21 protein-coding genes are annotated in these 26,093 nt (G+C 73.5%); 13 read left to right on the top strand and 8 right to left on the bottom strand.

Translation table 11 applies throughout. The features are described 5' to 3' along the window. The first annotated feature begins 5 nt into the window (after positions 1 to 5). Positions 6 to 1,049: a zinc-dependent alcohol dehydrogenase family protein gene (locus ACFQ8C_RS13020; protein WP_383455739.1), complete on the top strand. Its 1,044-nt coding sequence runs from the start codon at positions 6 to 8 to the stop codon at positions 1,047 to 1,049. Here the strand turns inward: ACFQ8C_RS13020 and ACFQ8C_RS13015 are convergent. Both ACFQ8C_RS13015 and ACFQ8C_RS13010 read right to left on the bottom strand, forming a co-directional pair. Further along, the gene (locus tag ACFQ8C_RS13015; protein WP_383455736.1) at positions 1,039 to 2,337 is read right to left on the bottom strand and encodes a CoA transferase; all 1,299 of its coding nucleotides are present in this window, start codon (positions 2,335 to 2,337) and stop codon (positions 1,039 to 1,041) included. The genes ACFQ8C_RS13020 and ACFQ8C_RS13015 overlap by 11 nt on opposite strands. A gap of 91 nt (positions 2,338 to 2,428) precedes the next feature. Next, positions 2,429 to 3,973 carry a S8 family serine peptidase gene (locus ACFQ8C_RS13010; protein WP_383455733.1) on the bottom strand — a complete coding sequence of 515 codons (1,545 nt, stop codon included), beginning with the start codon at positions 3,971 to 3,973 and terminating at the stop codon, positions 2,429 to 2,431. A gap of 273 nt (positions 3,974 to 4,246) precedes the next feature. Between ACFQ8C_RS13010 and ACFQ8C_RS13005 the strand changes: the two genes are divergently transcribed. The 3 genes from ACFQ8C_RS13005 to moaA all read left to right on the top strand — a co-directional run bounded on the left by ACFQ8C_RS13005 (position 4,247) and on the right by moaA (position 7,445). Beyond that, the gene (locus ACFQ8C_RS13005) at positions 4,247 to 4,621 is read left to right on the top strand and encodes a DUF485 domain-containing protein (RefSeq protein WP_383455730.1); all 375 of its coding nucleotides are present in this window, start codon (positions 4,247 to 4,249) and stop codon (positions 4,619 to 4,621) included. Next, on the top strand, positions 4,618 to 6,270 hold the full coding sequence (locus ACFQ8C_RS13000) for a cation acetate symporter (RefSeq protein WP_383455727.1): 1,653 nt from the start codon (positions 4,618 to 4,620) through the stop codon (positions 6,268 to 6,270). The genes ACFQ8C_RS13005 and ACFQ8C_RS13000 overlap by 4 nt, the downstream gene beginning before the upstream one ends. 185 nt (positions 6,271 to 6,455) lie before the next feature. Next, positions 6,456 to 7,445: a GTP 3',8-cyclase MoaA gene (moaA, locus tag ACFQ8C_RS12995; RefSeq protein WP_383455724.1), complete on the top strand. Its 990-nt coding sequence runs from the start codon at positions 6,456 to 6,458 to the stop codon at positions 7,443 to 7,445. Here moaA and ACFQ8C_RS12990 read toward each other — a convergent pair. Next, positions 7,428 to 7,661 carry a hypothetical protein gene (locus tag ACFQ8C_RS12990; RefSeq protein WP_383455721.1) on the bottom strand — a complete coding sequence of 78 codons (234 nt, stop codon included), beginning with the start codon at positions 7,659 to 7,661 and terminating at the stop codon, positions 7,428 to 7,430. The two genes, moaA and ACFQ8C_RS12990, sit on opposite strands and share 18 nt — an antisense overlap. A 213-nt stretch (positions 7,662 to 7,874) precedes the next feature. Further along, positions 7,875 to 8,219 carry a DUF3099 domain-containing protein gene (locus ACFQ8C_RS12985; RefSeq protein WP_383455720.1) on the bottom strand — a complete coding sequence of 115 codons (345 nt, stop codon included), beginning with the start codon at positions 8,217 to 8,219 and terminating at the stop codon, positions 7,875 to 7,877. 172 nt (positions 8,220 to 8,391) lie between these two features. Here ACFQ8C_RS12985 and ACFQ8C_RS12980 point away from each other — a divergent pair, with 172 nt between their 5' ends. Then, positions 8,392 to 8,667, top strand: a complete 276-nt coding sequence (locus tag ACFQ8C_RS12980) for a GlsB/YeaQ/YmgE family stress response membrane protein (protein WP_383455718.1) — start codon at positions 8,392 to 8,394, stop codon at positions 8,665 to 8,667. 79 nt (positions 8,668 to 8,746) lie between these two features. On the opposite strand, the gene tyrS is transcribed toward ACFQ8C_RS12980, so the two are convergent. Genes tyrS through ACFQ8C_RS12965 form a run of 3 tightly spaced genes read right to left on the bottom strand, consistent with a single transcriptional unit; the run spans position 8,747 to position 12,978 of the window. Further along, positions 8,747 to 10,012, bottom strand: a complete 1,266-nt coding sequence (gene tyrS / locus ACFQ8C_RS12975; RefSeq protein ID WP_383455715.1) for a tyrosine--tRNA ligase — start codon at positions 10,010 to 10,012, stop codon at positions 8,747 to 8,749. A gap of 51 nt (positions 10,013 to 10,063) precedes the next feature. Beyond that, a complete protein-coding gene (locus tag ACFQ8C_RS12970) occupies positions 10,064 to 11,458 on the bottom strand; it encodes a metallopeptidase TldD-related protein (protein WP_383455712.1) in 1,395 nt (464 codons plus the stop codon). Beyond that, on the bottom strand, positions 11,455 to 12,978 hold the full coding sequence (locus tag ACFQ8C_RS12965) for a TldD/PmbA family protein (RefSeq protein ID WP_383455709.1): 1,524 nt from the start codon (positions 12,976 to 12,978) through the stop codon (positions 11,455 to 11,457). Before ACFQ8C_RS12965 ends, ACFQ8C_RS12970 begins: the two co-directional genes overlap by 4 nt. Before the next feature lie 204 nt (positions 12,979 to 13,182). Between ACFQ8C_RS12965 and ACFQ8C_RS12960 the strand changes: the two genes are divergently transcribed. From ACFQ8C_RS12960 to ACFQ8C_RS12940, 5 genes are all read left to right on the top strand, one after another. Further along, complete coding sequence (locus ACFQ8C_RS12960; protein ID WP_383455706.1) at positions 13,183 to 19,629, top strand: hypothetical protein; 6,447 nt, start codon at positions 13,183 to 13,185, stop codon at positions 19,627 to 19,629. A gap of 1 nt (position 19,630) precedes the next feature. Continuing rightward, entirely contained in the window at positions 19,631 to 21,181 is a 1,551-nt protein-coding gene (locus ACFQ8C_RS12955) for a hypothetical protein (RefSeq protein ID WP_383455703.1), read from the top strand. A gap of 125 nt (positions 21,182 to 21,306) precedes the next feature. After that, positions 21,307 to 22,026, top strand: a complete 720-nt coding sequence (gene fabG, locus ACFQ8C_RS12950) for a 3-oxoacyl-[acyl-carrier-protein] reductase (RefSeq protein ID WP_383455700.1) — start codon at positions 21,307 to 21,309, stop codon at positions 22,024 to 22,026. Between the two features lie 5 nt (positions 22,027 to 22,031). Next, positions 22,032 to 22,808 (top strand): enoyl-ACP reductase FabI, encoded by a 777-nt coding sequence (gene fabI, locus ACFQ8C_RS12945; RefSeq protein WP_383455697.1) that lies wholly within the window; start codon positions 22,032 to 22,034, stop codon positions 22,806 to 22,808. A 156-nt stretch (positions 22,809 to 22,964) separates the two neighbouring features. Further along, positions 22,965 to 23,372: a hypothetical protein gene (locus ACFQ8C_RS12940; RefSeq protein ID WP_383455694.1), complete on the top strand. Its 408-nt coding sequence runs from the start codon at positions 22,965 to 22,967 to the stop codon at positions 23,370 to 23,372. On the opposite strand, the gene ACFQ8C_RS12935 is transcribed toward ACFQ8C_RS12940, so the two are convergent. Continuing rightward, the gene (locus ACFQ8C_RS12935; RefSeq protein ID WP_383455691.1) at positions 23,320 to 24,021 is read right to left on the bottom strand and encodes a FadR/GntR family transcriptional regulator; all 702 of its coding nucleotides are present in this window, start codon (positions 24,019 to 24,021) and stop codon (positions 23,320 to 23,322) included. The genes ACFQ8C_RS12940 and ACFQ8C_RS12935 overlap by 53 nt on opposite strands. 163 nt (positions 24,022 to 24,184) lie before the next feature. Here ACFQ8C_RS12935 and ACFQ8C_RS12930 point away from each other — a divergent pair, with 163 nt between their 5' ends. From ACFQ8C_RS12930 to ACFQ8C_RS12920, 3 genes are all read left to right on the top strand, one after another. Then, the gene (locus tag ACFQ8C_RS12930; protein ID WP_383455688.1) at positions 24,185 to 25,561 is read left to right on the top strand and encodes a CynX/NimT family MFS transporter; all 1,377 of its coding nucleotides are present in this window, start codon (positions 24,185 to 24,187) and stop codon (positions 25,559 to 25,561) included. A gap of 17 nt (positions 25,562 to 25,578) precedes the next feature. After that, positions 25,579 to 25,695: an SGM_5486 family transporter-associated protein gene (locus ACFQ8C_RS12925; RefSeq protein ID WP_277349137.1), complete on the top strand. Its 117-nt coding sequence runs from the start codon at positions 25,579 to 25,581 to the stop codon at positions 25,693 to 25,695. 187 nt (positions 25,696 to 25,882) lie between these two features. After that, a complete protein-coding gene (locus ACFQ8C_RS12920; RefSeq protein ID WP_383455685.1) occupies positions 25,883 to 26,086 on the top strand; it encodes a hypothetical protein in 204 nt (67 codons plus the stop codon). The last annotated feature ends 7 nt before the right edge of the window (positions 26,087 to 26,093 follow it).

Here is a 26,093-nt window from a genome sequence, read left to right as displayed (position 1 = left end):
GAACCATGCGCGCCACCACCATCCACGCCCCCTTCGACATGCGCGTGGAGGAGGTGCCCGACCCGGTCGTGCAGGACCCCACCGACGTCGTCGTGCGCGTCCTGCGCGCCTGCATCTGCGGCAGCGACCTGTGGGCCTACCGCGGCGAGTCCGCCCGGCAGCCCGGCCAGCGCATCGGCCACGAGTTCCTCGGCACCGTCGAGGCGACCGGCTCCGAGGTCCGCGGCTTCAGGCCCGGCGACCTGGTCGTCGCCCCCTTCGTCTGGTCCGACGGCACCTGCGACTACTGCGCCGAAGGCCTCCAGACCTCCTGCCCGCGCGGCGGCTTCTGGGGCTCCGCCGGCTCCGACGGCGGCCAGGGCGAGGCCGTCCGCGTCCCCTTCGGCGACGGCACCCTCGTCAAGCTCCCCACCGACGCCGCCTCCGACGACCGGCTGCTCACCGCGCTGCTCGCCCTCTCCGACGTCATGGGCACCGGCCACCACGCCGCCCTCGGCGCCGGCGTCCGCCCCGGCTCCACCGTCGCCGTCGTCGGCGACGGCGCCGTCGGCCTCTGCGGCGTCCTCGCCGCCAAGCGGCTCGGCGCCGAGCGGATCATCGCCCTCGGCCGCCACACCGCCCGCACCGACATCGCCCGCGTCTTCGGCGCCACCGACGTCGTCGCCGAGCGCGGCGAGGCCGCCGAGGCCGCCGTCCGCGAGCTCACCGGCGGCCAGGGCGCCCACGGCGTCATCGAGGCCGTCGGCACCGAGCAGTCCATGCGCACCGCCGTGAACATCACCCGCGACGGCGGCTCCATCGGCTACGTCGGCGTCCCGCACGGCTCCGGCACCGGCCTCGACCTCTCCGTCATGTTCGACCGCAACATCGCCCTGCGCGGCGGCGTCGCCCCCGTCCGGGCCTACCTCCCGGAGCTGCTCGCGGACGTCCTCGACGGCACCATCGACCCGTCCCCGGTCTTCGACCTCACCGTGGGCCTCGACGGCGTCCCCGGCGGCTACAAGGCCATGGACGAGCGCACCGCCCTCAAGGTCCTCGTCAAGCCGTAGCCCACACCGGGGCGTCCGCCCCCGCGACGCCCGGCGGGCGCGACCAGCCCGCCGGGCCGCCCTCGTACGACACCGGCGACACCGCGTGCCGCAGCCGCCCCAGCGGCCCCTCCGACTCCGTGACGTACCGCTCGGGCTCGTACCGCGGCAGACCGTGCGTCAGCCAGTGCCCGGTCTGCGCCAGCGCGAGCCGGACGAGGCGGCCGCCGCCGTCCCGGTCCCGCTCCGTCAGCGACCGCAGCACCGCCGCCGCCAGCAGGTACCCCGTCCCGTGGTCCAGGGCCTGCGCCGGCAGCGCCCCCGGCTCCTCGGCCGACCCCTCCTCGACCGCGAGGCCCGTCGCCACCTGCACCAGGCTGTCGAAGCCCCGCCGTTCGCCCCAGGGCCCGTAGTCGCCCCACGCCGACAGCCGGGCCGTCACCAGGCCCGGCCGGTCGAGGCCGTACCGCTCCAGGGCCCCCGGCCGGTAGCCGGTCACCAGGACGTCCGCCGCGTCCAGGAGCTCGTCGAAGGTCCGCCGGTCCGAGGGCCGGTCCAGGTCCAGGGCGGCGGTCCGCTTCCCGGTGTCCGTGTCCGCGTGCTGGTCCGGCAGCTCCGGGTTGCCCGGCGGGTCGATCCGCAGCACGTCCGCGCCGAGCAGCGCCAGCGTCCGGGTCGCCACCGGCCCCGCGATCACCCGGGTCAGGTCCAGCACCCGCGGCGGACCGGTCCGCCGCCGCGGCGGGGCCTCGTCGATCCGCTCCCGGCTCAGCACCGGCCGCGCCGCCACCTCCCGGCCCTGCTCGTGGCCGGCCCACTCCGCGGGCGTCCGCAGCGCCACCGCGAGCCCCCCGGAGCCGTACACCGCCGCCTCCACGTCGACGGCCTTCCGCCCGCCGACCGCCTCCGCGACCGCCTCCACCGAGTCGGCCGTGCCCAGGGCCGCGAGCAGCGCGGCCTTGTGGTGCGGGTAGTTGGCGTGGGTGCGGACCCAGCCGTCGGCCGCCCGCCAGAACCGGGACAGCGGCGCGAAGCTCACCGGCGCCCGCCCGTCGACCCGCAGATGACGCTCGCTCACGAAGGCGGTGGCCACCGCTCCGTCGTCCACCCGCACGGGCCCCGCCACGCCCGCGTGCTCCACGGCCGCGAGACCGCAGACCGCGACCGTCGCCCGCGCGAGGTCCATCACCGGCAGCCGCGCCGGGAGCAGCCCCGACACTCCGCCGAACTCCACCCGCTCGACCAGGGCGGGATCGCCGCCGAGGACCGACCACAGTGCTTCCGTACCGCTCCGAACCGTGCTGTCCATACCCGCACTATGGCACTCGGTGCCGCCTCCCGGGCATGCGAAAGGGCCCCGGTGCGGCAGACCGCACCGGGGCCCCGATCACGCTAGGGCGTCACCACTTGCGGACGGCGTCCAGCGCGTCCACCAGACCGGCTCCGTAGAAGCCGTTCTTCTGCTTGCCACCCTCGCAGACGGCGTCGATCGTGCCGTCGCCCTCGATGTCGTACGGGTTGGTGCAGGAGCGCTCGTCGGCCTGCGCGTACAGCAGCGCCTTCAGCGCGGCCGGGCTCGCGTGGGGGTGCGTCGACTTCAGCAGCGCGAGCACACCGGCGGCGTGCGGCGACGCCATCGACGTACCGGCCTTGTAGTTGTAGCCGCCGTTGACCGTGGTCGACAGGATGCGGCCGTTGACCGCCGGGGCGTCCGGGGTCTGGTACTCGGTGCGGTCACCGCCGGGGGCGGCGATGTCGATGACGCCGAGACCGTAGTTCGAGTAGGACGCCTTCAGGTCCTTCGCGCCGGTCGCGGAGACCGTCACGACGCCCGGCAGCTGCGCCGGGTAGTCGACGCACTCGCGCGGGTCGATGACCCGGTCGCCCGGCGTGGTGTCGTTCGGGCTCGAGTTGTCCAGGATCTCGTCGGCGGCGAGGTCGAACTTGGAGTTGCCGGCCGCGGCCACGTTGACCGTGCCCTTCTTCTCCGCGTACCGGGTCGCCCGGGTGACCGCCTCGACGAGGGCCTTCTGGTCCTCGTCCGTCTTGCAGGCGAACATCCACGGGTCGGTGTAGTAGCTGTTGTTCGTGACGTCGACGCCGTGCTCGGCCGCCCACACGAAGCCACAGACCACGGCCTCGGTGTAGAAGAAGCCGTCCGGGGTGGACACCTTGATGCCGGAGACCTTCACGCCCGGAGCGACACCGGTGATGCCGACGCCGTTCTTCGCGGCGGCGATCGTGCCGGCCACGTGGGTGCCGTGGTCCGACTCGCCCGGGTTGGGGCGCCACGAGCCGGGGGTGGTGTCCGGCTTGCCGGAGACGCAGTTGGCGGAGGCCTTCACGTCGAAGTTCGGCGCCAGGTCCGGGTGGGTGTCGTCCACGCCGGTGTCGATGACGCCGACCGTCACCCGGCTGCTGCCGAGGGTCTTCTGGTGCGCCTTGTCGGCCTTGATGGCCGGGAGGTCCCACTGCAGCGGCTCCAGCGGGTCCTGCTCGTCGGAGGCGGTCGCCGCGGCAGCCGTGGCCTCGGCCGAGGTCAGCTCCTCGGTGGCCCCGCCGACCGAGTCGTCGCCCTGCACCGAGAGCGGAGCGGTACGGGTCGCACCCGCCGACACCACACCGCGGGCCTTGCGGATCGTCTCCGCGAACGCCGGGTTCTGCGAGTGGACGACGATCACGCCTATCTGGTCGTACGCGATGACGACCTCGCCGCCGGCGGCGGCTATCGCCTTCTTCACCGAGGAGGCCGTCCAACGGCCCCCCTCGATGTTGACGACGTACGAGAGCTTCTCGCCCGTCGCCGCGACGGTGGCGGCCGCCGGGGCATCGCTCAGTTCCGCGGCGGAGGCGGCGCCGGAGGGAAGGAAGCCGAGCGAAGCGGTGAGCGCGAGACCAGCAGGCAGAGCAAGTACTCGGCCGCGCCTCGATCCCAGATGAGCCATGGGTTCTCCACATCATCCGTATCTGCTGCTCACGCGCGGGTTTGCGCGCGGGCAGGTGCATGACGAGTGAAGCTATCGCTGATCTTCCCCGCTCATCAATGAGTTGAGAAGACCAGATGAAGATTCCGAGGAAGAAATCCACCCCGCTGAACCACTTCGCGCCGGGCTCCGTGCCGTTGAGCAGGGGAGGGGCTCCGGCAGGCGCCCCGCTCCCGCACCCCAGGTGAGGCCCCCTTGACCATGCCGTCCGCCCCCGCGTCACGAGGAGAGTCCGTGGCTACCGAAGCACCGCCGCCGCCGAGAGAGGGCGCCGGGACCGACCCCGGTCCCGCCCGGCCCACCACGGAGCAGTTCGTCGAGGTCCAGCGGAGCGAGGAGTTCGGCGAGCTCCGCCGCACCTACCGCTCCTTCGCCTTCCCCCTGACGGTCGCCTTCATCACCTGGTACCTGCTCTACGTCCTGCTCTCCAACTACGCGGGCGACTTCATGGGCATCCGCGTCTTCGGCCACATCAACGTGGCCCTCGTCCTCGGCCTCGGCCAGTTCGCCACCACCTTCCTCATCGCCTGGCTCTACTCCCGGCACGCCGCGCTCCGTCTCGACCCCAAGGGCGAGGCCATCAAGGCCCGTATGGAGGGCGACGCATGAGCACCCTCGCCACCGCCCCCGCCCTGCTCGCCGCCGACAACGCCACCACCGAGCACCGGCCGCTGATCATCGCCCTCTTCGGCGCCTTCGTGCTCGCCACCCTGGCCATCACCATCTGGGCCGGCCGGCAGACCCGCAGCGCCGCCGACTTCTACGCCGGCGGCGGCCAGTTCACCGGCTTCCAGAACGGCCTCGCGATCTCCGGCGACTACATGTCCGCCGCGTCCTTCCTCGGCATCAGCGGCGCCATCGCCCTCTACGGCTACGACGGCTTCCTCTACTCGATCGGCTTCCTCGTCGCCTGGCTCGTCGCCCTGCTCCTGGTCGCCGAGCCGCTGCGCAACTCCGGCCGCTTCACCATGGGCGACGTCCTCGCCTACCGGATGCGCCAGCGCCCGGTCCGCACCGCCGCGGGCACCTCCACCATCGTCGTCTCGATCTTCTACCTGCTCGCCCAGATGGCCGGCGCCGGCGTGCTCGTCTCGCTGCTCCTCGGCATCACCAGCGACGGCGGCAAGGTCGCGATCGTCGCCCTGGTCGGCGTCCTGATGATCGTCTACGTGACCATCGGCGGCATGAAGGGCACCACCTGGGTGCAGATGGTGAAGGCGGTGCTCCTCATCGCGGGCACCCTCCTCATCACCTTCCTCATCCTGCTGAAGTTCGACTTCAACCTCTCCGACCTGCTCGGCGCCGCCGCCACCAACAGCGGCAAGGGCGACGCCTTCCTGGAGCCCGGCCTCAAGTACGGCGTCAGCGCCGTCTCGAAGCTGGACTTCCTCTCCCTCGGCATCGCCCTCGTCCTCGGCACCGCCGGCCTGCCGCACATCCTGATCCGCTTCTACACGGTGCCGACCGCCAAGGCCGCCCGTAAGTCGGTCAACTGGGCCATCGGCATCATCGGCGCCTTCTACCTGATGACGATCGTCCTCGGCTTCGGCGCCGCCGCCCTGCTCAGCGGCGACACCATCAAGGCGTCCAACAAGGCGGGCAACACGGCGGCCCCGCTCACCGCCCTGGAAGTCGGCGGCGGCGCCGACTCCACCGCCGGCGCGATCCTCCTCGCCGTCATCTCCGCCGTCGCCTTCGCCACCATCCTGGCCGTCGTCGCCGGTCTGACCCTCGCCTCCTCCTCGTCCTTCGCGCACGACATCTACGCCAACGTGATCAAGCGCGGCCAGGCCACGGAGAAGCAGGAGATGCGGGCCGCCCGCTGGTCCACGGTCTTCATCGGCATCGTCTCGATCGGCCTCGGCGCCCTCGCCCGCGACCTCAACGTCGCCGGCCTGGTCGCCCTCGCCTTCGCCGTCGCCGCCTCGGCCAACCTGCCGACGATCCTCTACTCGCTCTTCTGGAAGCGGTTCACCACCCAGGGCGCGCTCTGGTCGATCTACGGCGGCCTGATCTCCTCCGTCGTCCTCGTCCTCTTCTCCCCGGTCGTCTCCGGCGCGCCGACCTCCATGTTCAAGGGCGTCGACTTCCACTGGTTCCCGCTGGAGAACCCGGGCCTGATCTCCATCCCGCTCGGCTTCCTCCTCGGCTGGCTCGGCTCGATCCTCTCCAAGGAGGAGCCCGACCAGGGCAAGTACGCCGAGCTGGAGGTCAAGTCCCTCACCGGAGTCGGCACCGCGGCCGCCGTCAAGCACTGACCCCGGCCGCCCGGAACCGACCGCAGCGCAGCCGCTCGTATACGTTCCGCAGCCAACCACCGGTCGCGTCGTAGAGTTCTACGACGCGGCCGGTGCCGTCCTCGTGACAATCGGCCCGTGCCCGATGTCCGCGTGGTCACGTAGGCTCGGAAAAGAAGCGAACCTGGAGAAGGGGAGGGGGACCGGTGCTCCTCGACACATATGGCCGAGTCGCCACTGACCTGCGTGTTTCCCTCACCGATCGGTGCAATCTGCGCTGCACCTACTGCATGCCCGAAGAGGGACTGCAGTGGCTGGCCAAGCCCGACCTGCTCACCGACGACGAGATCGTCCGGCTGATCCGGATCGCCGTCACCGACCTCGGCGTCACCGAGGTCCGCTTCACCGGCGGCGAGCCGCTGCTCCGCCCCGGCCTCGTCGGGATCGTCGAGCGCTGCGCCGCCCTGGAGCCCCGTCCCCGGATGTCGCTGACGACCAACGGGATCGGACTGAAGCGCACCGCGACCGCCCTCAAGGCGGCGGGCCTCGACCGGGTCAACGTCTCCCTGGACACCCTGCGGCCCGAGGTCTTCAAGACCCTCACCCGCCGTGACCGCCACCGGGACGTCGTCGACGGCATGGCCGCCGCCCGCGAGGCCGGCCTCACCCCGGTGAAGGTCAACGCCGTCCTGATGCCGGGGCTCAACGAGGACGAGGCCCCCGACCTGCTCGCCTGGGCGATCGAGGAGGGGTACGAGCTCCGCTTCATCGAGCAGATGCCCCTCGACGCCCAGCACGGCTGGAAGCGCGAGGGCATGATCACCGCCGGGGACATCCTGGAGTCCCTGCGCACCCGCTTCACCCTCACCCCCGAGGGCTCCGAGGAGCGCGGCTCCGCCCCGGCCGAGCGCTGGGTCGTCGACGGCGGACCGCACACGGTCGGCGTCATCGCCTCCGTCACCCGCCCGTTCTGCCGGGCCTGCGACCGCACCCGGCTCACCGCCGACGGTCAGGTCCGCACCTGCCTCTTCGCCACCGAGGAGACCGACCTGCGGGCCGCGCTCCGCTCGGACGCGCCGGACGCGGACGTCGCGGAGCTGTGGAAGAAGGCGATGTGGGGGAAGAAGGCCGGCTCGGGCCTGGACGACCCGAGCTTCCTCCAGCCGGACCGGCCGATGTCAGCGATCGGCGGCTGAGCCGGGGTCCGCGGGTTCCCACTCGGCGAACGGCACGACGTCCTTCAGGAAACCCCGCACGCCGAGGAACTGCGAGAGGTGCTCGCGGTGTTCCTCGCAGGCGAGCCAGGTCTTGCGCCGCTCGGGCGTGTGCAGCTTGGGGTTGTTCCACGCGAGGACCCAGACGGCGTCGGCGCGGCAGCCCTTGGCGGAACAGATCGGCTTCTCTTCGCTCACCCGATCATTGTCCAGCAAGGGCGATGCCGAGCAGCCACGGGGGGAGCTGCCCGGCATCGGTCCGTCGCTCCGACGGGGGATGCGGAGCGCGTACGCAGTATGTCACGGCACCCCGGGTGCGGTGCACCGGAACTTCACGATTGATCTGAGCTTTTCTTGAGGTTCCCGACGGGTTCGCCGTCACGTTCCGTCACCGGGGCGGGTCGACCCGGATCAGCCCTGCCCGTAAGGGCGTTCCGCTCCGGATTCCGTTCCGCCCTCGTCCGCGCCCAGCGCGGGACGCACCGGCGTGGGCATGAACGTCGAGGGGAGCGTGGGCGCGGACTCGCGGCCCGCGTTGGCGATCACCACCGCGATGTACGGCAGCAGCACCCCGAGCGCCAGCGCCACGACCGCCACGTGCCGTTCCACGTTCCACAGCACCGCGGCGGCGATCACGGAGAGCGTCCGGACGCCCATGGAGATGACGTACCGCCGCTGTCTGCCCCGGACGTCGTCCGCCAGTCCCTGTCGGGCCCCGGTGATCCGGAAGACCTCGGGTCCCCCTCGCTTCCGCATCGCGTTCCACCACCCGCCGCTCGTGCCGGACCCTCCCCGGTCCGGGCCTCGGACCACCACCGTACGCCCACGTTCCCGGGCCGACGAGACCGGGGCGCATACGGCCCCGTCCGACATGCGCCGTATGGCCGACGGGTCGAGACTGGGGCCACATGCGTACGAGGAGGCGGCTATGAGTTGGTTGTGGGCGATCATCGTCGGGTTCGTCCTGGGTCTGATCGCGAAGGCGATCCTGCCGGGCAAGCAGCAGATCCCGCTCTGGCTGACGACGATCTTCGGCATCCTGGGCAGCGTCCTGGGCAACGCGGTCGCCACCTGGATCGGGGTCAACGACACCAAGGGCATCGACTGGACCCGTCACCTGCTCCAGCTCATCGGCGCGGTGGTCGTGGTCGGCGTCGGCGACATGGTCTGGGCCTCGCTCAAGGGCAACCGGCAGCGCGCCTGAGGCGGGCGGGGGAGAACGGGAGGCCCGGTACGGCGGTCGGTCGCCGTACCGGGCCTCCCGGCATGTCCCGCTCGGCCGGTCAGCCGGCGAACTCGATCGCCGCGAGGTTCTTCTTGCCGCGGCGCAGCACGAGCCAGCGGCCGTGCAGCAGCTCGCCGACCTCGACGACGGCGTCCTCGGCGGTCACCTTCACGTTGTTCACGTAGGCGCCGCCCTCCTTCACCGTGCGCCGCGCTGCCGACTTGCTCGCCACCAGGCCGACCTCGGCGAACAGGTCCACGACCTGGCCCAGCTCGGTCACGCGCGCGTGCGGCAGCTCGGAGAGCGCGGCGGCGAGCGTCGGCTCGTCCAGCTCGGCCAGGTCGCCCTGCCCGAACAGCGCCTTGGAGGCGTTGATGACGGCCGCGCACTGCTCGGCGCCGTGCACCAGCGTGGTGAGCTCCTCGGCCAGCGCCCGCTGGGCGGCCCGCGCCTGCGGCCGCTCGGCGGTCTGCGCCTCCAGCTCCTCCAGCTCCTCGCGGGACCTGAAGGAGAGGATCCGCATGTAGGTGGAGATGTCGCGGTCGTCCACGTTCAGCCAGAACTGGTAGAACGCGTACGGCGTGGTCATCTCCGGGTCCAGCCAGACGGCGCCGCTCTCGGTCTTGCCGAACTTGGTGCCGTCCGCCTTGACCATCAGCGGCGTCGCCAGCGCGTGCGCCTCGGCGCCCGGCTCCAGGCGGTGGATCAGGTCGAGGCCGGCCACCAGGTTGCCCCACTGGTCGGAGCCGCCCTGCTGGAGCGTGCAGCCGTACCGCCGGTACAGCTCCAGGAAGTCCATGCCCTGGAGCAGCTGGTAGCTGAACTCGGTGTAGCTGATGCCCTGCTCGGACTCCAGGCGGCGGGCCACGGAGTCCTTGGTCAGCATCTTGTTGACCCGGAAGTGCTTGCCGATGTCCCGCAGGAACTCGATCGCCGACAGACCGGCGGTCCAGTCCAGGTTGTTGACCATGACCGCCGCGTTCTCCCCCTCGAAGGAGAGGAAGGGCTCGATCTGGGACCGCAGCCGGTTCACCCAGTTCGCGACCGTCTCCGGGTCGTTCAGGGTGCGCTCGGCGGTCGGACGGGGGTCGCCGATCTGGCCGGTGGCCCCGCCGACCAACGCCAGCGGCCGGTGCCCGGCCTGCTGGAGCCGACGGACGGTGAGCACCTGGACCAGGTGGCCGACGTGGAGACTGGCCGCGGTCGGGTCGAAACCGCAATAGAACGTGACGGGGCCGTCCGCGAGCGCCTTGCGCAGGGCGTCCTCGTCGGTGGACTGGGCGAAGAGCCCACGCCACTTCAGCTCGTCGACGATGTCCGTCACGGTCGTCAGTCTCCTCGGATCGTTGCTTGGTGACAGCCCAGTCTAGGCGGGTCAGACGCCCTTGCTGACCGAGCTCATGTTGAAGTCGGGCACCCGCAGCGCGGGCATCGCGGCCCGGGTGAACCAGTCGCTCCACTCGCGCGGCAGGGTCCGCTCCGTCCGGCCCGCCTCGGTGGCCCGCGACAGCAGGTCCACCGGCGACTCGTTGAACCGGAAGTTGTTGACCTCGCCGACCACCTCGCCGTTCTCCACGAGGTAGACGCCGTCCCGGGTCAGGCCGGTGAGCAGCAGCGTCGCCGGGTCGACCTCGCGGATGTACCAGAGGCAGGTCAGCAGCAGTCCGCGCTCGGTGGCGGCCACCATCTCCTCCAGGGAGCGCTCCCCGCCGCCGTCCAGGATCAGGTTCCCCGCGCCCGGCGCCACCGGCAGACCGGTGAGACCCGCCGAGTGCCGGGTGGTGATCAGCCGGTCGAGCACGCCGGCCCGCATCCACTCCACGGAGCCGACCGGCAGGCCGTTGTCGAAGACCGACTCGTCGTCGCCGGAGGCGTGCGCGATCACGAAGGGCGCGGACTCCAGGCCCGGCTCGTTCGGGTCGCTGCGCAGGGTCAGCGGCAGCGGCGAGAGGGTCTCGCCGAGCCGGGTGCCGCCGCCGGGCCGGGAGAAGACCGTACGGCCCTCCACCGCGTCCCGGGCCATCGACGACCACAGCTGGTAGATCAGCAGGTCGGCCACGGCGGTCGGCGGCAGCAGCGTCTCGTACCGCCCGGCGGGCAGCTCGATCCGCCGCTCGGCCCAGCCCAGCCGGACCGCCAGCTCGGCGTCGAGCGCCGCCGGGTCGACGTCCTTGAAGTCCCGGGTGGAGCGCCCGGCCCAGGCGGAGCGGGCGCGGTCGGGCGACTTGGCGTTGAGCTCCAGGGTGCCGTTGGGCTGGTCGTGCCGCAGCCGCAGCCCGGTCGAGGTCCCCAGGTAGGTGGAGGTCAGCTCGTGGTGGGCGAAGCCGTACAGCTCGCGCCCGCCGGCACGCGCGCGTGCGAAGGCCTCGCCGAGCGCCGGCGCGAAGTCGGCGAAGACGGCGGAGGAGGTCTCGGCGGGCGCGTCGGTGAAGTCGGGGGAGGAGGGCACGCCCGTCACCAGCGGCTGCGCGTCCTCGGCGGGCCCGGCCGCCCGCGCCGCCGTCTCGGCGGCCCGCACCAGCGGCTCCAGGTCCTCGGCGGTCACCGCGGAGCGGGACACCACCCCGGAGGCGGCGCCCTCGGCACCGTCCACGGTGGCGATCACGGTGAGGGTGCGGCCCCGGGTCACGCCGTTCGTCGTCAGCGCGTTGCCCGCCCAGCGCAGGTTGGCCGAGGACTCCTCGTCGGCGATGACGACGCAGCCGTCCGCCCGGGACAGTTCGAGCGCCCGCTCGACGATCTCGTACGGCTTGGTGTTACGGGAGCTCATCGACCGGCCTCCTGCGTCGTGTTCAGGATGTTGACGCCCCGGAAGAGGGCGGAGGGGCAGCCGTGCGAGACGGCCGCGACCTGGCCCGGCTGGGCCTTGCCGCAGTTGAAGGCGCCGCCGAGGACGTACGTCTGCGGGCCGCCGACCTGCTCCATCGAGCCCCAGAAGTCGGTGGTGGTGGCCTGGTACGCCACGTCCCGCAGCTGCCCGGCCAGCCGGCCGTTCTCGATGCGGAAGAAGCGCTGGCCGGTGAACTGGAAATTGTACCGCTGCATGTCGATCGACCAGGACCGGTCGCCGACCACGTAGATGCCCCGCTCGACGCCCCCGATCAGGTCCTCCGTCGACAGGCCGCCCGGATCGGGCCGGAGCGAGACGTTCGCCATCCGCTGCACCGGGACGTGCGCGGGGGAGTCCGCGAACGCGCAGCCGTTGGACCGGCCGAGGCCGGTGAGCTGCGCGATCCGCCGGTCCAGCTGGTAGCCGACGAGCGTGCCGTCCTTCACCAGGTCCCAGGACTGCGCCTCGACGCCCTCGTCGTCGTACCCGATCGTCGCGAGGCCGTGCTCGGCCGTACGGTCACCGGTCACGTTCATCACCGAGGAGCCGTACGCCAGTTTGCCCAGCTGGTCGAAGGTGGCGAAGGAGGTGCCCGCGTACGCCGCCTCGTACCCCAGCGCCCGGTCCAGCTCGGTGGCGTGGCCGATCGACTCGTGGATCGTCAGCCACAGGTTCGACGGGTCGACGACCAGGTCGTACCGGCCGGCCTCGACGCTCGGCGCCCGCATCTTCTCGGCGAGCAGCTCCGGGATCTCCTCCAGCTCCTTGTCCCAGTCCCAGCCGGTCCCGGTCAGGTACTCCCAGCCCCGGCCGACCGGCGGCGCGATCGTCCGCATCGAGTCGAACTCGCCGGTGGTGCCGTCGACGGCGGTCGCGGTGAGCTGCGGGTGGAGCCGCACCCGCTGCTGGGTGGTGACGGTGCCCGCCGTGTCCGCGTAGAACTTGTTCTCGAAGACCGTGAGCAGCGAGGCGTCCACGTGCGCCACCCCGTCGGCCCGCAGCAGCCGCGCCGACCAGTCGGCGAGCAGCGCGCTCTTCTCCTCGGCCGGCACGGAGAACGGGTCGACCTCGTACGAGGAGATCCACACCTTGTCCGCGTGCACCGGCTCCGCGGCGAGCTCGACCCTCTCGTCGGAGCCGGCCGCGGCGATGACCTGCGCTGACAGCTTCGCCATGGCCACGGCCTGCGAGGCGACCCGCGCCGCCCCGTCCATGGTCAGGTCGACCCCGGAGGCGAAGCCCCAGGCCCCGCCGTGCACCACCCGCACCGCGTACCCGAGATCGGTGGTGTCCGACGAACCCGCCGGCCGGGCGTCCCGCAGCCGCCACGCGGCGCTGCGCACCCTTTCGAGGCGGAAGTCGGCGTGCTCGGCGCCGAGCGCCCGCGCCCGCGCGAGCGCCGCGTCGGCGAGCGCCCTCAACGGCAGGGCATGGAAGTGTGGGTCGATCTGATGGACCACGAGCGGCCTCGCTCTCTGCGTGACGGGAACCTGCTGCGGTTGACGGGCAACCGGAAGTGAATCACGCCGCGTCGCGCTCTCCGGCACATTTTCCCCGGACGGTGGCGCGCTCGGCTGTCAACTCCTCTTTAGGTAACGGCGAGAGATGTCCGGGAATAGACCCAGGGCATAGGGCAAGGACACGCAGAGTGGCAGGATCCGCCCATGCGCGGGCGGGTGAATGACATCAAGTCGTGGCTCATGTCGTTGGAAGAGGAGGAGCTGCGCACCCTTCTGACCTGGCATCCGTGCCTGCGCGGGCAGAACTGCGTGCACGGCACCGAGTCCAGGGCCCGCCGGGTGGCGCCCTCACGGCGCGAGATCACCTCCGTGCGGGTCTGGCTGGCCAAGGCGCAGGCGCCCCACCTGACGAGCGCGGCGGTCTGCGGCCTCGGCTGGGTCACCAGACTCCTGGAGGAGGAGTACGGGTGGCCGCACCACGTCCTCGCCGAGCCCACCGTCGATCAACTTTCGGCCATGCTCGAAGTCCTCGAACCCCCGCTCGCGCACTGCGCGCTGTACGGCCTGCTGGTCCCCCGTACGGAGTCGCTGCCGGCGGGCGCGCTGGCCCACGAGCACGAGACGCGGCTGCGCGCCGCGGCGAACCGCCGGCCGCCACCGGACGCCCGAGCCGTGGGACCGGCCTTCACCGAGGCCGAGTCCAAGGCCGAGCCCGAGCCCGAGCCCGAGCCCGAGCCCAAGGCCGAGCCCGAGCCCGAGCCCGAGGCGACGCGAGAAGAAGCCCCAGCCGTTTCCCCCGAGGAACCCCAGAGTGAGGCGGTCGACACCGTGTTGGGACCTGATCTGTTCTCCGAGCTCCACACGTCCCTCGCCCTCCTGCGGCGGACCGGCGAGAACCTCGCGGACGAACTCCGGGCGCTCGCCGCGGACCTGACGGAGGGCCGGCAGCCGTCCGACGCGGTGCTGACGGCGGCGGTCGACGGCGTACCGGAATGGGCCAGGTCCCGCCGGGCACTCGCCGCGCGCCTGACGGCCGCGGGCGGCACCTGGCCCCCGGGCGGCGGCTACGCGGCGGCGGAGGAGGAGGTGGGCCGACGCGAGGAGAAGCTGGCCGAGCTGCGCCGGAAGTCCGTGACCTACGCCGGACTGATAGCCGTCGCGGACGACGAGGAGGAGGCGGCCGACCTGGAACGCGTCCTGCGGCGCGTCCAGCAGCAGCTCGCGGCCTTCGGCGTCCCCGCCCCCGAGGAGCCCCCCGCCGGCGTGCCCCGGCCGCCGGAGGGCACCGGCACCCCGGCCCGGCCCGCCGCGCCCTCCCTTCCGACGAAGCCGGAACCGCCCCGACAGCCCGGCCCCTCGCCCGACCCGACCCCGGCGCAGGCCGAGGGCCAGGCCCTGGACGGGAACCACGCGCAGGCGGGGAGCCACGTTCGGGCCGAGGGTCCGGCTCAGGCCGAGAGCCAGGCCGGGGCTCAGGGCCAGGGCCAGAACCAGGTTCAGGCGGAGGTCCAGGCCCAGAACGAGAACGAGACCCGGGCTCAGGCGGAGGGCCAGGCCCGGATTCCGGCCCGGACCGCGCCGCAGCCAGGGGCCCTGGCCGAGCCCCGGCCCCAGCCCGAGCCCGCCGATGGCCGGTCCCCGGCCCTGGCGGACGTCCCGGCCCGGAACGGCGGTTCGGCGCCGACCCCTACCCCGACCGAGGCCGAGCCGCCCACCGGCGGACCGTCAGGCACGGTGCATGGCGTGACCGGTACGGCGGCGCCCGCGCCCGCCGACGCACCGGCGCCCGTGCCCAGCTCCCCGGCGCCCGCGCCCGCCCCGGTCGGGTCCGCGCCCGCCCCGGGCGTACCGGCGGACGTTCGCGGAGCCGCGCCCGGTACGCCGGCGTCCACCCCGGTCACGTCCCTGTCCGGCCCGCGGGCCTCCGTGCCCGCCCCGGCCAAGCCCGCACCGTCGCCCGGTTCCCCGGCGGCGACGTCCGCCGCCGTGCCGTCCGCCGCCGTGCCGTCCGCCCCGGCCACGTTCCTGCCCGGCGCACGGGCCTCCGCGCCCGCCCCGGTTGCGCCCCCGAGCGCCAAGACGCCCGCGCCCGGCACGTCGGCGCCCCCGGCCGCCGCCGCGACGCCCGCGCCCGCCCCGGTCGCGGCGAGGTCCGGCTCCGCCGGGGCCGCCGCCCTCCCCGAGGAGGACTGGCCCGTCGGGGTGGTCCAGCCCGACTGGGACCCCGGGGCGCCGTGGGAGACGGGCGCGGAGTCGCCGGTCGCGCGGCTGCTGGGGCAGGGGCGGGTCGCCGACGCCTACTGGGTGACGCGGGCCTCGCGCGAGAGCGACGAGCGGGCGCGGGCGCTGGCCTTCGCCGCGGCGGCCTTCGGGTGCGTCAGCGACAGCGAGGCCACGCCGGTGCAGATCACGCACGAGTTCGACGCCCCGCTGTCCGGCGAGGACCGCGAGGCGCACCTCGTCGCGCTCGCCGCCGCGCTCCGGGCCGGTCTCACCGCCCGCTGGCCGCACGGGCTGGTCAGCGGGTTCGTGATGCCGTCCGGGCTGACCTCCCCCTGGCAGCAGCTGCTCAACGTGCTGGTGGCGGCGGTCCGGGACGGCCGCGGCTTCGAGCCCGGGACGCTCCAGACCGACGAGGAGCGGAACGCCGCCCAGCTCCGCGAGGAGATCGCCCAGACGGCCCGGCAGCTCCTCGACGACCTGCCCCGCCGCAAGATGAAGTACCAGCGGGCCTCCCAGGTGCTGAAGTACCTCATCGGCCCCTCCGGCAGGCTGCACAAGGCCCTCGACGAGTGCGTGGCCTGGGCGGAGCGGAGCCCGGCGGCGGGCTCCCCGGGGTTCCGGGAGGCCGGTGAGGAGCTGTGGCGGACCGAGGGGATCGACCGGATCATCGAGGACGCCGACGCGCTGTTCCGTACGTCCAAGCAGGCCAAGGAGCCGATAACCGCCGGCGCCCTGCGGCAGCTGCACGCCGCCTGCCGGTCCGTCGGCGAACTGCTCATCCGGGCCGAGGCCGCGCACTCCGCCGTCCGGCCCTCGGCCGGCGCCAGCGAGCGGGGCATCCCCGAACTGGGCAGCGCCCTGCGCGGGGTCGCCGACGAGCCGGTCCCGTCGGGCGTCGGCGGCGCCGCCCTCGGGCTGCTCCGCGCCTGGCTGGTCGGCGCGCCGACCGTGCCGGGCGAGCAGCTCGCGTCCGACGACGCGGCCGACCGGCTCCGGGAGAACGGCGGCCCCGTGCCGTCCGGCGACTGCCTGCTCGGCCTCTGCGAGCTGCCCCGGCACCCGGACGGCGAGCCGGACCTCGCCGACCCCCGCACCGCGCTCCGGATGGCCGCGCTGCTCGCCCCCGCCGCTCCCGCGCAGGCCCTGGAGCGGTACCTGGAGACGGGTGACCTGCACCTGGCGAAGGCGCTGATCGCCGCCGTCGAGCGCGCGCCGGCCGCGATGGGCTGCCCCGACCCGGAGTGGCGCGACGCCGCCGGCCGGCAGCTCGCCCAGGCCCACGAGCGGTGGCGGCGCCAGGTGGGCGAGCGGCACACCCTGGCGGCGGAGCTGCTGGCCCAGATGCGGACCCTGAACCAGCTGGCGCCGGACCGGGAGCGGCACTTCGCCGGCCGCCTCCAGCAGTTCGCGGACGGCGAGGAGTCCGGCCGGTACCGCTTCGCCCTCGCCTCGCTCAACGAGCTGGAGGCCGAGCTCGGCGCCCTGGTCGAGAAGGCCAAGAGCCGCCTGCGGGAGGACCTCGAACAGCTCAGGACCGACCCGGAGCACCCGCTCGCGCCGAACGACCGGGACCGGATCGCCCGGCTGATCGACGAGGGCGACACGGTGACGGCGCAGGAGTTCCTCTCCCTCGCCACGAGCCGCAAGCCGCTGCCCGAGCGGCTCGCCGACGACGACGCGGAACTCCTCGACTTCCTCACCGGCGCCATCTCCCCGCAGGCCCCGAAGGCCGGCGGGGAGGGCGTCAGCGCCCGCTGGTGGGCGTCCCACTACGGCGGGCGGGAGCCCTCGCTCACCCAGGCGGCGCGCAGCGGCCTGGAGTCGTGGGAGGCGCTGTGCACGGCCCGCGCCCGCAGCGGCCAGTGGCAGCAGCACATCCCGCGGGTGCTCCGGCTGCTCGGCCTCCAGCTCTCCACCCACCAGCTCACGCCCGCGCCCGTCGCCCGCGGCCAGGGCATGCGCCGCTTCGAGGCCCGCGCCCGGGTCGCCGAGCGTCCCGGGTACGTCGCGACGCTCGGGTCGCGCTCGACGACGTACACCGTCCTGCTGGTCTGGGAGGAGCAGCCGGCCGACGGCCCGCTGGCCCACCTGGAGGACGCCGACGTCGGCGCCAACATCGTGCTCTACCTCCATCCGCTGGGCGCCGAGGGCCGTCGCGCGCTGGCCGAGTCCGCCCGCTCCTCCGCCCAGCAGGCGCTCGTCGTCGACTCCACCGTGATGGGGTGGATGGCGGCCAGGGCCCCGGGCTCCTTCCGCTCGCTCCAGCGGGTCACGCTGCCCTGGGCGACGTACAACCCGTACACGCCCTTCGTGGCGGGCCTGGTGCCGCCGGAGGTCTTCTACGGGCGCGACGAGGAGATGCGGGAGGTCATGGGCCGGGACGGCGGCATGTTCCTCTACGGCGGCCGGCAGCTCGGCAAGTCGGCCCTCCTGCGCCGGGTCGCCGACGTCTTCCCCAGCGGTTCCGACGCCCATGTCGCCGTCTACCTCGACCTGCTCAAGGCCGAGATCGGGCACGCCGAGGCCCCGGAGCGGATCTGGAGCAGACTGGTCGAGGACCTCAAGCGGAAGGGGGTCTTCACCAGCAAGATGTCCGAACAGGCCGCGCCGGACACGGTGGTCAAGAACATCCGTGACTGGCTGGACCAGGACCCCACCCGCCGCATCCTGGTCCTCGCCGACGAGGCCGACGCCTTCCTCAACACCGACTCCCGGCGGGCCTTCCGGGTCGGCAGCGAGTCGACCTTCCCCAACGTCATGCACTTCCAGCGCCTGATGGAGCAGACCGAACGCCGCTTCAAGATCGTCTTCGCCGGTCTCCACCAGGTCCAGCGGTTCGGCCACCTCTCCAACGTCTCCACCGTCCACGGCGGCCCGGACGTGCTCATCGGCCCCCTCGGCACCCGGGCCGCCGTGCGCCTGGTCACCGAACCCATGGCGGCGCTCGGCCACTTCTTCGAACGGCCGGAGCTGGTCTGGCGGATCCTCGCGATCACCAACTACCAGGCCAACCTCGTGCAGATCTTCTGCCGCGAACTGGTCCGGGTCCTGCACGCCCGCCCCTACACCCCCGCCGTCGGGCCCGTCCGGATCACCGAGGACGACGTGCAGAAGGTCGCGGCCTCGGAGACGGTCCGGCAGCAGATCGCCGAACGCCTGCGCTTCACCATCAACCTGGAGGACCGCTACCGGGTCCTCGCCCTCGTCATCGCCCTGCGCAGCCTCGAGGACGGCTACCGCGGCGACTACTCGGCGAGCGAGCTCCTGGAGGCCGCCCGGGAGGCGTGGTCGCGCGGCTTCGAGATGCTGAGCGCCAAGCAGGTGCAGATCTTCCTCACCGAGATGGTCGGCCTCGGCCTCCTCATCCAGCTCGGGGACCGCTCCCGCTTCGCCGTCCGCAGCCCCAACGTCGTCAACATGCTCGGCACCCGCGAGGAGCTCGAACTCGAACTGAGCGAGACCGAGTTCGGCCTGCCGTACGACTACAACCCGCGCGCCGCGCGCCGCATCCTCGGCCGCGACCAGCGGGGCGTGCAGCGCTACAGCCCGCTCACCGAGGAGCAGCTGCACGAGGCCGCCCAGCCCGGCGTCACGGTCATCGGGGCGACCCGGCTCCACCGCCCGGAACTGATCAAGAAGGCGGTCGCCGCCTTCGCCGAGAACCGCGGCGTCACCGTCCTGGGGTACGCCCGCGGCGAGGACCTCGGCACGGTCCTCAAGCTCCGGCACCGCAAGGCCCAGGTGCTCGTCGCCGACCTGCTCGGCGCCTCCGCCGACGAGCTCCGCGAGGCGGTGCGCCAGCTGCTGGCGCACGCCGGCCGGCCCGCCGACACCCTGGCCGCCCGGTCCGAGCGGCGCAGCGGCGGCACGGACAACCGCTCCGTGGTCGTCCTCTCGGACGTCGAGCGGGTCGGCGAGCTCGACGCCACCGACCAGGGCGCCGACCTGTCGAGCCGACGGCTCTTCCCCGAGCGCTGGAGCGCGGACGCCCTGCGCGCCTGGTCGGAGTGTCCCTTCGTGTCCCGCGAGGACCGCGACCGGCTCGTCGCCGCGACCGGCGGCTGGCCCCGGTGGATGGAGGACGCCGTCACCGACGTCTCCGTGTACGGGGCCACGCTGGAGAGCGCCGTGGAGCGGATCAAGGCGGTCATCGCCAGACCCGCCAACCTCGACGCGCACCTGGAGCGGTCCGGACTCGACGCCCGGGACCTGGACCTGCTCTCCGTCTGGTCCAGTTACGTGGACGAGGGACAGGGCGCCCCGCGCGACGACATCCAGGCGGCCGTCGAGCTGACCCGGGAGGAGACCGACCTCTGGCTGGACCGGCTGCACCGGCTCGGCGTCCTCGACGGGACGGTCGAGGGCTTCGCCCTGGAGCCCGTCACGTACCGGGCCGTCCGCGCCCGCTCGGCCGCCGGGGAGCCGTGACGTGGCCGAGGAGGCGCCGTACCACTGGAGCCTGTCGGAGCTGCCCGGGGTCCGGGCGCAGGTGCGGCGGGTCGTCCGCGACCTCCAGGAGGGCCGCAACTGCCTCTGGCTGCTGCCCGACCGGATGACGGAGGCGGGGCAGGCGGAGGAGCTGTACCGGAGCGTGCGCTCCCACGCCCCCGCGGGGATCGACGTGCCGGAGCCCGAGGCCGCGCTCGCCGCGGTCGACGGCCGGGGCCCGGCGGGCGGCCCGGGAGCGGCGCCGGCCGGCTGGCCCGACGGCGACGAACTGCCCCGGCTCGACCTGGACGACGACGACGACTTCGACGTCGACCTCGGCTGGCGGCAGGGCGACGCGCTGCCCGCCGTCCCGAGCCCGCGCACCCCCCTCGAAGGGGCCGTGGACGGCACGCACGGCCTGATGGGCAGGATCGCCCGGCAGCTGTCGGTGCACGCCGACGACGTGCTCCCCCGTCTGCTCGGCCCCGACGCCGGTCCCCACCCGGTGATCGGGATACGGGCCTGGGCGGAGCGGGACCCGGAGCCGGGCCACGGACCGGACCGCGGCGGGGCCCGCGGCGCCGGGATCGAGCGGCTGTTCCGCACGCTCGCGGCCGAGGCGAAGGCGGGCGGCCTGCCGCCGGGGGAGCGGCCCCGGATCCTCGCGGTCGCCCGGCTCGGAGACGTACCCGCCGCCTTCCTGGACGAGCTGGGCCGCGACCCGGCCGACACGGCCGTGCACTGGTGGTGGGGCGTCCTCGGCCGGCTGGACACGGCCACGGCGGTCGCCGCCCTCCCGGCCGCCGGGGCCGGGACCGGCCGCCCCGGTCCCGGCGGCGAGCACCTCGGCGACCGGCTGCGCCGGGCCCTCGGCAGGGAGACCGTCGTCGAGGTGTGCGGCCCCGACCTGGAGCTCGCCGCCGACCTCGCCGCGCGGTGGGACGGCCGCTTCGACGGCCTCGGGGCCGCGCTCGGCGACTCCCTCGCCCGCACGGCGGCGCCCGGCCCCGCCGACTGCCCGCCGCTCGACCGCACCGGCGCCCGCCGCCGCCCCGGACCCGCCCTGGCCGAGGCGTGGTCCCGCGGCCACGTCTTCTCCTGGGAGGGACGGCTCCGCGCCCACCCCGGCGTCTGGTACCCGCCCGGCGGGGGAGCGGTGCCCGGGGAGGACGCCCGCGCCCGCCTCGACGCCCTCGTCTCGCAGGCGCAGCAGCGCGTCCTGCTGCCCTGGGTCGAGGAGGCCCGGCACCGGCTGGCCGGCCGGGCCCTGCGCCATCTGAAGCGGCCGGTGGCGGCGGTGGTCGCCGGCTACCTCCAGCGCCCGGCGCCGTATCTGGCCGGAGCGCCCGAGCGGGCCTTCCTGGAACTCCAGGTCGGCGAGCTGCTGACGGCCCACCGGGCGGGCGCCCTCGCCCTGCCCCCGGACGACGCCGAACTCGTACGCCTCCTCGTCACCGTGCGTAACGTCCTCGCGCACCGCTCGGTGCTCCACGACGGCACGGTCACCGCCCTCTGCGCCGGGCTCTCCCGCGCCGACCTGCCCGCTTCCTGAGCGCGTGGATCTGTAGGGACCCGACAGTGGTGCCCGCGCGCCACTGTCGGAGGCCGATTCCCCAAGCGGTGGGTGGTACCGATAGGTTTTCGATGTACCAGACCGCTGATCGAAAGGGTGATCCGTTGAGCCGCTCGGTTCTCGTCACCGGAGGAAACCGGGGCATCGGCCTCGCCATCGCCCGCGCGTTCGCCGAGGCCGGCGACAAGGTCGCGTTCACGTACCGCTCGGGCGAGCCGCCGGCCGCGCTGACCGAGCTGGGCTGCCTGGCCGTCAAGTGCGACATCACCGACGGCGAGCAGGTGGAGCAGGCGTACAAGGAGATCGAGGAGAAGCACGGCCCGGTCGAGGTCCTGGTGGCCAACGCCGGCGTGACCCGCGACACCCTCCTGATGCGCATGTCCGACGACGACTTCACCTCCGTGGTCGACACCAACCTCACGGGCACCTTCCGGGTCGTCAAGCGCGCCAACCGCGGCATGCTCCGCGCCAAGAAGGGCCGCGTCGTCCTGATCTCCTCGGTCGTCGGTCTGCTGGGCTCCGCGGGCCAGGCCAACTACGCCGCCTCCAAGGCCGGCCTGGTCGGCTTCGCCCGCTCGCTCGCCCGTGAGCTCGGCTCGCGGAACATCACGTTCAACGTCGTCGCGCCCGGTTTCGTCGACACCGACATGACCGCCGTGCTCACCGACGAGCAGCGCGCGGGCATCGTGTCCCAGGTGCCGCTCGGTCGCTACGCGAAGCCGGAGGAGATCGCCGCCACGGTGAGGTTCCTCGCCTCCGACGACGCCTCGTACATCACTGGAGCCGTCATTCCGGTTGACGGCGGATTGGGCATGGGTCACTGATCACCATGAGCGGAATTCTCGAGGGCAAGCGCATCCTCATCACCGGTGTGCTGATGGAGTCCTCCATCGCCTTCCACGCCGCGAAGCTGGCCCAGGAGCAGGGCGCGGAGATCATCCTCACCGCCTGGCCCCGGCCGACGCTGACCGAGCGCATCGCCAAGAAGCTGCCCCAGCCCGACAAGGTCAAGGTCCTGGAGCTCGACGTCTCCAACGACGAGCACCTCGCGCGCCTGGAGGGCCAGGTCCGCGAGCACCTCGGCGACCGCATCGACGGCGTCGTGCACTCCATCGGCTTCGCGCCGCAGGACGCCCTCGGCGGCAACTTCCTCAACACGCCGTTCGAGTCCGTCGCCACCGCCATGCACGTCTCGGCCTTCTCCCTGAAGTCCCTGACGATGGCGCTGCTGCCGCTGATGAGCGAGGGGGGCTCGGTCGTCGGCCTCACCTTCGACGCCAAGTTCGCCTGGCCGCAGTACGACTGGATGGGCCCGGCCAAGGCCGCCCTGGAGGCCACCAGCCGCTACATGGCGCGTGACCTGGGCAAGCAGAACATCCGCTGCAACCTGGTCTCGGCCGGCCCGCTCGGCTCCATGGCCGCGAAGGCCATCCCGGGCTTCGGCGAGCTGGCCTCCGTCTGGGACAGCCGCTCCCCGCTGGAGTGGGACCTGTCCGACCCGGAGCCGGCCGGCCGCGCGATCGTGGCGCTGCTCTCCGACTGGTTCCCGAAGACCACCGGCGAGATCGTCCACGTCGACGGCGGTCTGCACGCGATCGGCGCCTGACCGCGCCCGTACCGCTCCGGCCCTGGGCCGTTCCCGCCCCCCGGCACCCGGCCCTGGGCCGTTCGCGGCTGGCCTCTCGACTCGAAAAGTCCGGCGGTCCGCCGCAGACTGGTCGGAGCGTGTCGTTCCGGCTACTCACGGGGAGGAGGTACGGGCATGCGCGCGCTCCACCGCGGCTTCGCCGCCTACGCCTCGGTCGCCGCCCTGCTTCTCGGGACCGCCGTCGCCGCGGAGGTCCACGCGGCCCCCGCCCCCACCGAGGAACCCGCCCTGGCCGCCCCGGCCGCCGACGAGCCGGAGGAGTTCGGCGCCTCCTGCCACACGGTCGTCGAGGGCACCCGGGTCACCGCCCACTGCCGCAATCCGTACCCCCGGACCGACCGCGTGCGGCTGCACGTCGAGTGCGACCCCTGGTGGGACCTCGACACCGACAGCTCCCCCGTGGACGTGGCGCCCGCCGACTACGCGACGCTCACCGCCCGCTGCTGGAAGGAGGTCCGCTCCGCCTGGGTCACCCACGAACCGGCGGCGGATCCTGCGCCTTCTCCCCGCCCAGGCACATGAACGGATAGCCCGCGGCCTCCTCGCCGGCCCGCTCCGCGTCCCCGGCCCGGATCGCCTCCACCAGCCGCGCGTGGTCCATGTGGTTCTCCGGCCGCAGCACCTGTCCCACGTCGTCGCGCAGCCACTCCCGCAGGAGATCGCCGAGGTCCGCGTAGAGCTCCGTCAGCACGTCGTTGCCCGACGCCGCCACCACCGCGTGGTGGAAGGCCGCGTCCGCCGTGACGAACCGCTCCGCGTCCCCCGACTCCCACGCCTCCTCGCGCCGGACGAGCAGCGCGTCCAGCTGCCCCAGGTCCCGCTCGGAGCGCCGCCGCGCCGCGAACCGCGCGGCGGCCGACTCCAGCGTGGAGCGCAGCTCGGCCACGTGCGTCGGATCGGAGCCCGCGAACCGCCGGTGCATCACCCCGGCCAGCTCGCTCGTCGCCGCCACGTAGGTGCCGGAGCCCTGCCGGATGTCGAGCAGTCCGTTGTGGGCGAGGGCGCGGACGGCCTCGCGGACGGTGTTGCGGGCCACGCCCAGCTGCTCGACCAGCTCGGGCTCGGTCGGGATCCGGGAGCCGACCGGCCACTCGCCGGAGGTGATCTGGTTCCGCAGCTCGGCGATCACCTGGTCGGTCAGACCGGTGCGCCGGGGGTGCCCGAGGGCCATGGGGGACTCGCCTTCAACAGATGTTCCGAGGAGGAGTTTCACAGATGTGCGCGGGGGAGGCCGTTCGGGATCGGGTCGGGACCGGGCCGAGGTGGGTTCGCGATTGGTTCGAGGTTGGTTCGAGATTGGACAACCAATCATCCCATGATTCTATGATGGCTCCATGTCAGACGAGCCGAAGACCCTCGAACCCGCCGCCGTACGGCCGGCCCCCGCCCCGGAGCACCCGACACCCGCCCCGGTGACCGGCGGCCCGGCCCGCTGGACGCTCGGCCTCGTCTCCGTCGGACTCGCCCTCGCCGCGCTCAACCTGCGCCCCGCGATCACCAGCCTCGGCGCCCTCCTCGAAGAGGTCAGCGCCGGCCTGCACATGAGCGGAACCGTCGCCGGCGTCCTCACCTCGGTGCCGCCGCTCTGCTTCGCGGCCTTCGGCATCACCGCCCCGCGCCTGGCCCGCCGCTTCGGCCCCGCCGCCGTCGTCTGCGCCGGCATGGCCGCCATCCTCGCGGGCCTGCTGCTGCGCCCGTTCGCGACCGGCACCGCGGCCTTCCTGGCCGCCAGCGCCCTCGCCCTCATGGGCATCGCCGTCAGCAACATCCTCATGCCAGTGATCGTCAAGCGGTACTTCCCCGACCGCATCGGCAGCATGACCGGCCTGTACTCCATGGCCCTGGCGCTCGGCACCTCGCTCGCCGCCGCCGTCACCGTCCCCATGACCGACGCCCTCGGCGGCGACTGGCGCCTCGGCCTCGGCATCTGGGCGGTCCTCGCCGCCCTCGCCGTCCTGCCCTGGCTCCCGCTCGTCAAGGACCGCACCGGCACCCCCCGCACGGAGCCGGGCGCCCCGAGCTCCGCCCCGGCGCCCGCCTCGGCCCCGACCTCCGCCGCGGCGCCGGACTCGGCCCCGACCTCCGCCGCGGCGCCGGACTCGGCCGAGGGGGCCGCTCCCGGGGCGGCGCCCCGCCCCATGTACCGCAGCCGCACCGCCTGGGCCCTGGCCTGCTTCTTCGGCCTCCAGGCCACCGGCGCGTACATCACCATGGGCTGGATGCCGCAGATCTTCCGCGACGCCGGCGTCCCCGCCTCCACCGCGGGCGTCCTGCTCGCGGTCACCATGGTCATGGGCGTCCCGCTCGCCTTCGTCATCCCGCGCCTCGCGACCCGGATGCGCCACCAGGGCCCGATCGCCGTCGCCCTCGGCAGCTGCGGCCTCGTCGGCTACACGGGTCTGCTCCTCGCCCCGGCCGGCGGCGCCTGGATCTGGGCGGTGCTCCTCGGCATCTCCAACTGCTCCTTCCCGCTCGCCCTCACCATGATCGGCATGCGCTCGCGCACCGGCACGGGTGTCGTCCGCCTCTCCGCCTTCGCCCAGAGCGTCGGCTACCTCATCTCGATCCCCGGCCCCCTCCTCGTCGGCGTCCTCTACCAGCACAGCGGCGGCTGGGGCGTGCCGATCGCCCTCATGGGCGGGCTGATGGTGCCCCAGATGATCGTGGGCACGCTCGCCGGACGGGACCGCACGGTCGAGGACGAATCCTGAGATGCGAGACTGGGGCCATGCCCGTTCTCGAACCCAATCCCCAGGGCGGCCAGAAGAAGCTGCTCGTCGTGCTCGGCGCGATGCTCGGCATCACGGTCGTCATCGCCGTCATCGCCTCGATCGCCTCCCCGTGACCCCCGCCCCCGAGACGGGGGTGGGGAAAACCCCCGCATCCCCTAGGGGGAAGCCTCGGGGATGACTGGGTGGATCACCGGATGGGCCACGGCCCCCGCGCTCCCTACGGTGGAGACACGCCGCGACACCCGCGGCTCCCACCCTTCCCCGGGGCTCCGTCCCCGGGGTCTCCCCACGGAGGCGGTCATGACGGCCCTCACCCGCACCGGCGACCGGACCACGCCCGCCGGCGTCGACACCCGGCTGCCCTGGTGGGCCCTCGCCCTCCCGGTGGCCGCCTTCACCGTCCTCCTGCTGCTGGTCACCGGGCCCGGTGAGGCCGCCGCGGCCGGTGGGGACGGCGGGATGGGACACCTCCTCCAGCGGATCGGGCAAACCCTCGCTCTCTGAGTCATGA

The sequence above is a fragment of the Streptomyces sp. NPDC056503 genome (genome assembly GCF_042794995.1).
Classification (GTDB): domain Bacteria; phylum Actinomycetota; class Actinomycetes; order Streptomycetales; family Streptomycetaceae; genus Streptomyces.
The sequence above is the reverse complement of the archived record's forward strand: the minus strand, read 5'-3'. Positions and strand labels throughout refer to the sequence as shown.

What these genes read in the sequence shown, in the direction of transcription:
- ACFQ8C_RS13020 (WP_383455739.1), top strand. Translation starts at nt 6, where the DNA reads ATGCGCGCCACCACCATCCACGCCCCCTTCGACATGCGCGTGGAGGAG.
- ACFQ8C_RS13015 (WP_383455736.1), bottom strand. Translation starts at nt 2,337, where the DNA reads ATGGACAGCACGGTTCGGAGCGGTACGGAAGCACTGTGGTCGGTCCTC.
- ACFQ8C_RS13010 (WP_383455733.1), bottom strand. Translation starts at nt 3,973, where the DNA reads ATGGCTCATCTGGGATCGAGGCGCGGCCGAGTACTTGCTCTGCCTGCT.
- ACFQ8C_RS13000 (WP_383455727.1), top strand. Translation starts at nt 4,618, where the DNA reads ATGAGCACCCTCGCCACCGCCCCCGCCCTGCTCGCCGCCGACAACGCC.
- ACFQ8C_RS12985 (WP_383455720.1), bottom strand. Translation starts at nt 8,219, where the DNA reads ATGCGGAAGCGAGGGGGACCCGAGGTCTTCCGGATCACCGGGGCCCGA.
- ACFQ8C_RS12980 (WP_383455718.1), top strand. Translation starts at nt 8,392, where the DNA reads ATGAGTTGGTTGTGGGCGATCATCGTCGGGTTCGTCCTGGGTCTGATC.
- ACFQ8C_RS12970 (WP_383455712.1), bottom strand. Translation starts at nt 11,458, where the DNA reads ATGAGCTCCCGTAACACCAAGCCGTACGAGATCGTCGAGCGGGCGCTC.
- ACFQ8C_RS12960 (WP_383455706.1), top strand. Translation starts at nt 13,183, where the DNA reads ATGCGCGGGCGGGTGAATGACATCAAGTCGTGGCTCATGTCGTTGGAA.
- fabI (WP_383455697.1), top strand. Translation starts at nt 22,032, where the DNA reads ATGAGCGGAATTCTCGAGGGCAAGCGCATCCTCATCACCGGTGTGCTG.
- ACFQ8C_RS12940 (WP_383455694.1), top strand. Translation starts at nt 22,965, where the DNA reads ATGCGCGCGCTCCACCGCGGCTTCGCCGCCTACGCCTCGGTCGCCGCC.
- ACFQ8C_RS12935 (WP_383455691.1), bottom strand. Translation starts at nt 24,021, where the DNA reads ATGGCCCTCGGGCACCCCCGGCGCACCGGTCTGACCGACCAGGTGATC.
- ACFQ8C_RS12930 (WP_383455688.1), top strand. Translation starts at nt 24,185, where the DNA reads ATGTCAGACGAGCCGAAGACCCTCGAACCCGCCGCCGTACGGCCGGCC.
- ACFQ8C_RS12925 (WP_277349137.1), top strand. Translation starts at nt 25,579, where the DNA reads ATGCCCGTTCTCGAACCCAATCCCCAGGGCGGCCAGAAGAAGCTGCTC.
- ACFQ8C_RS12920 (WP_383455685.1), top strand. Translation starts at nt 25,883, where the DNA reads ATGACGGCCCTCACCCGCACCGGCGACCGGACCACGCCCGCCGGCGTC.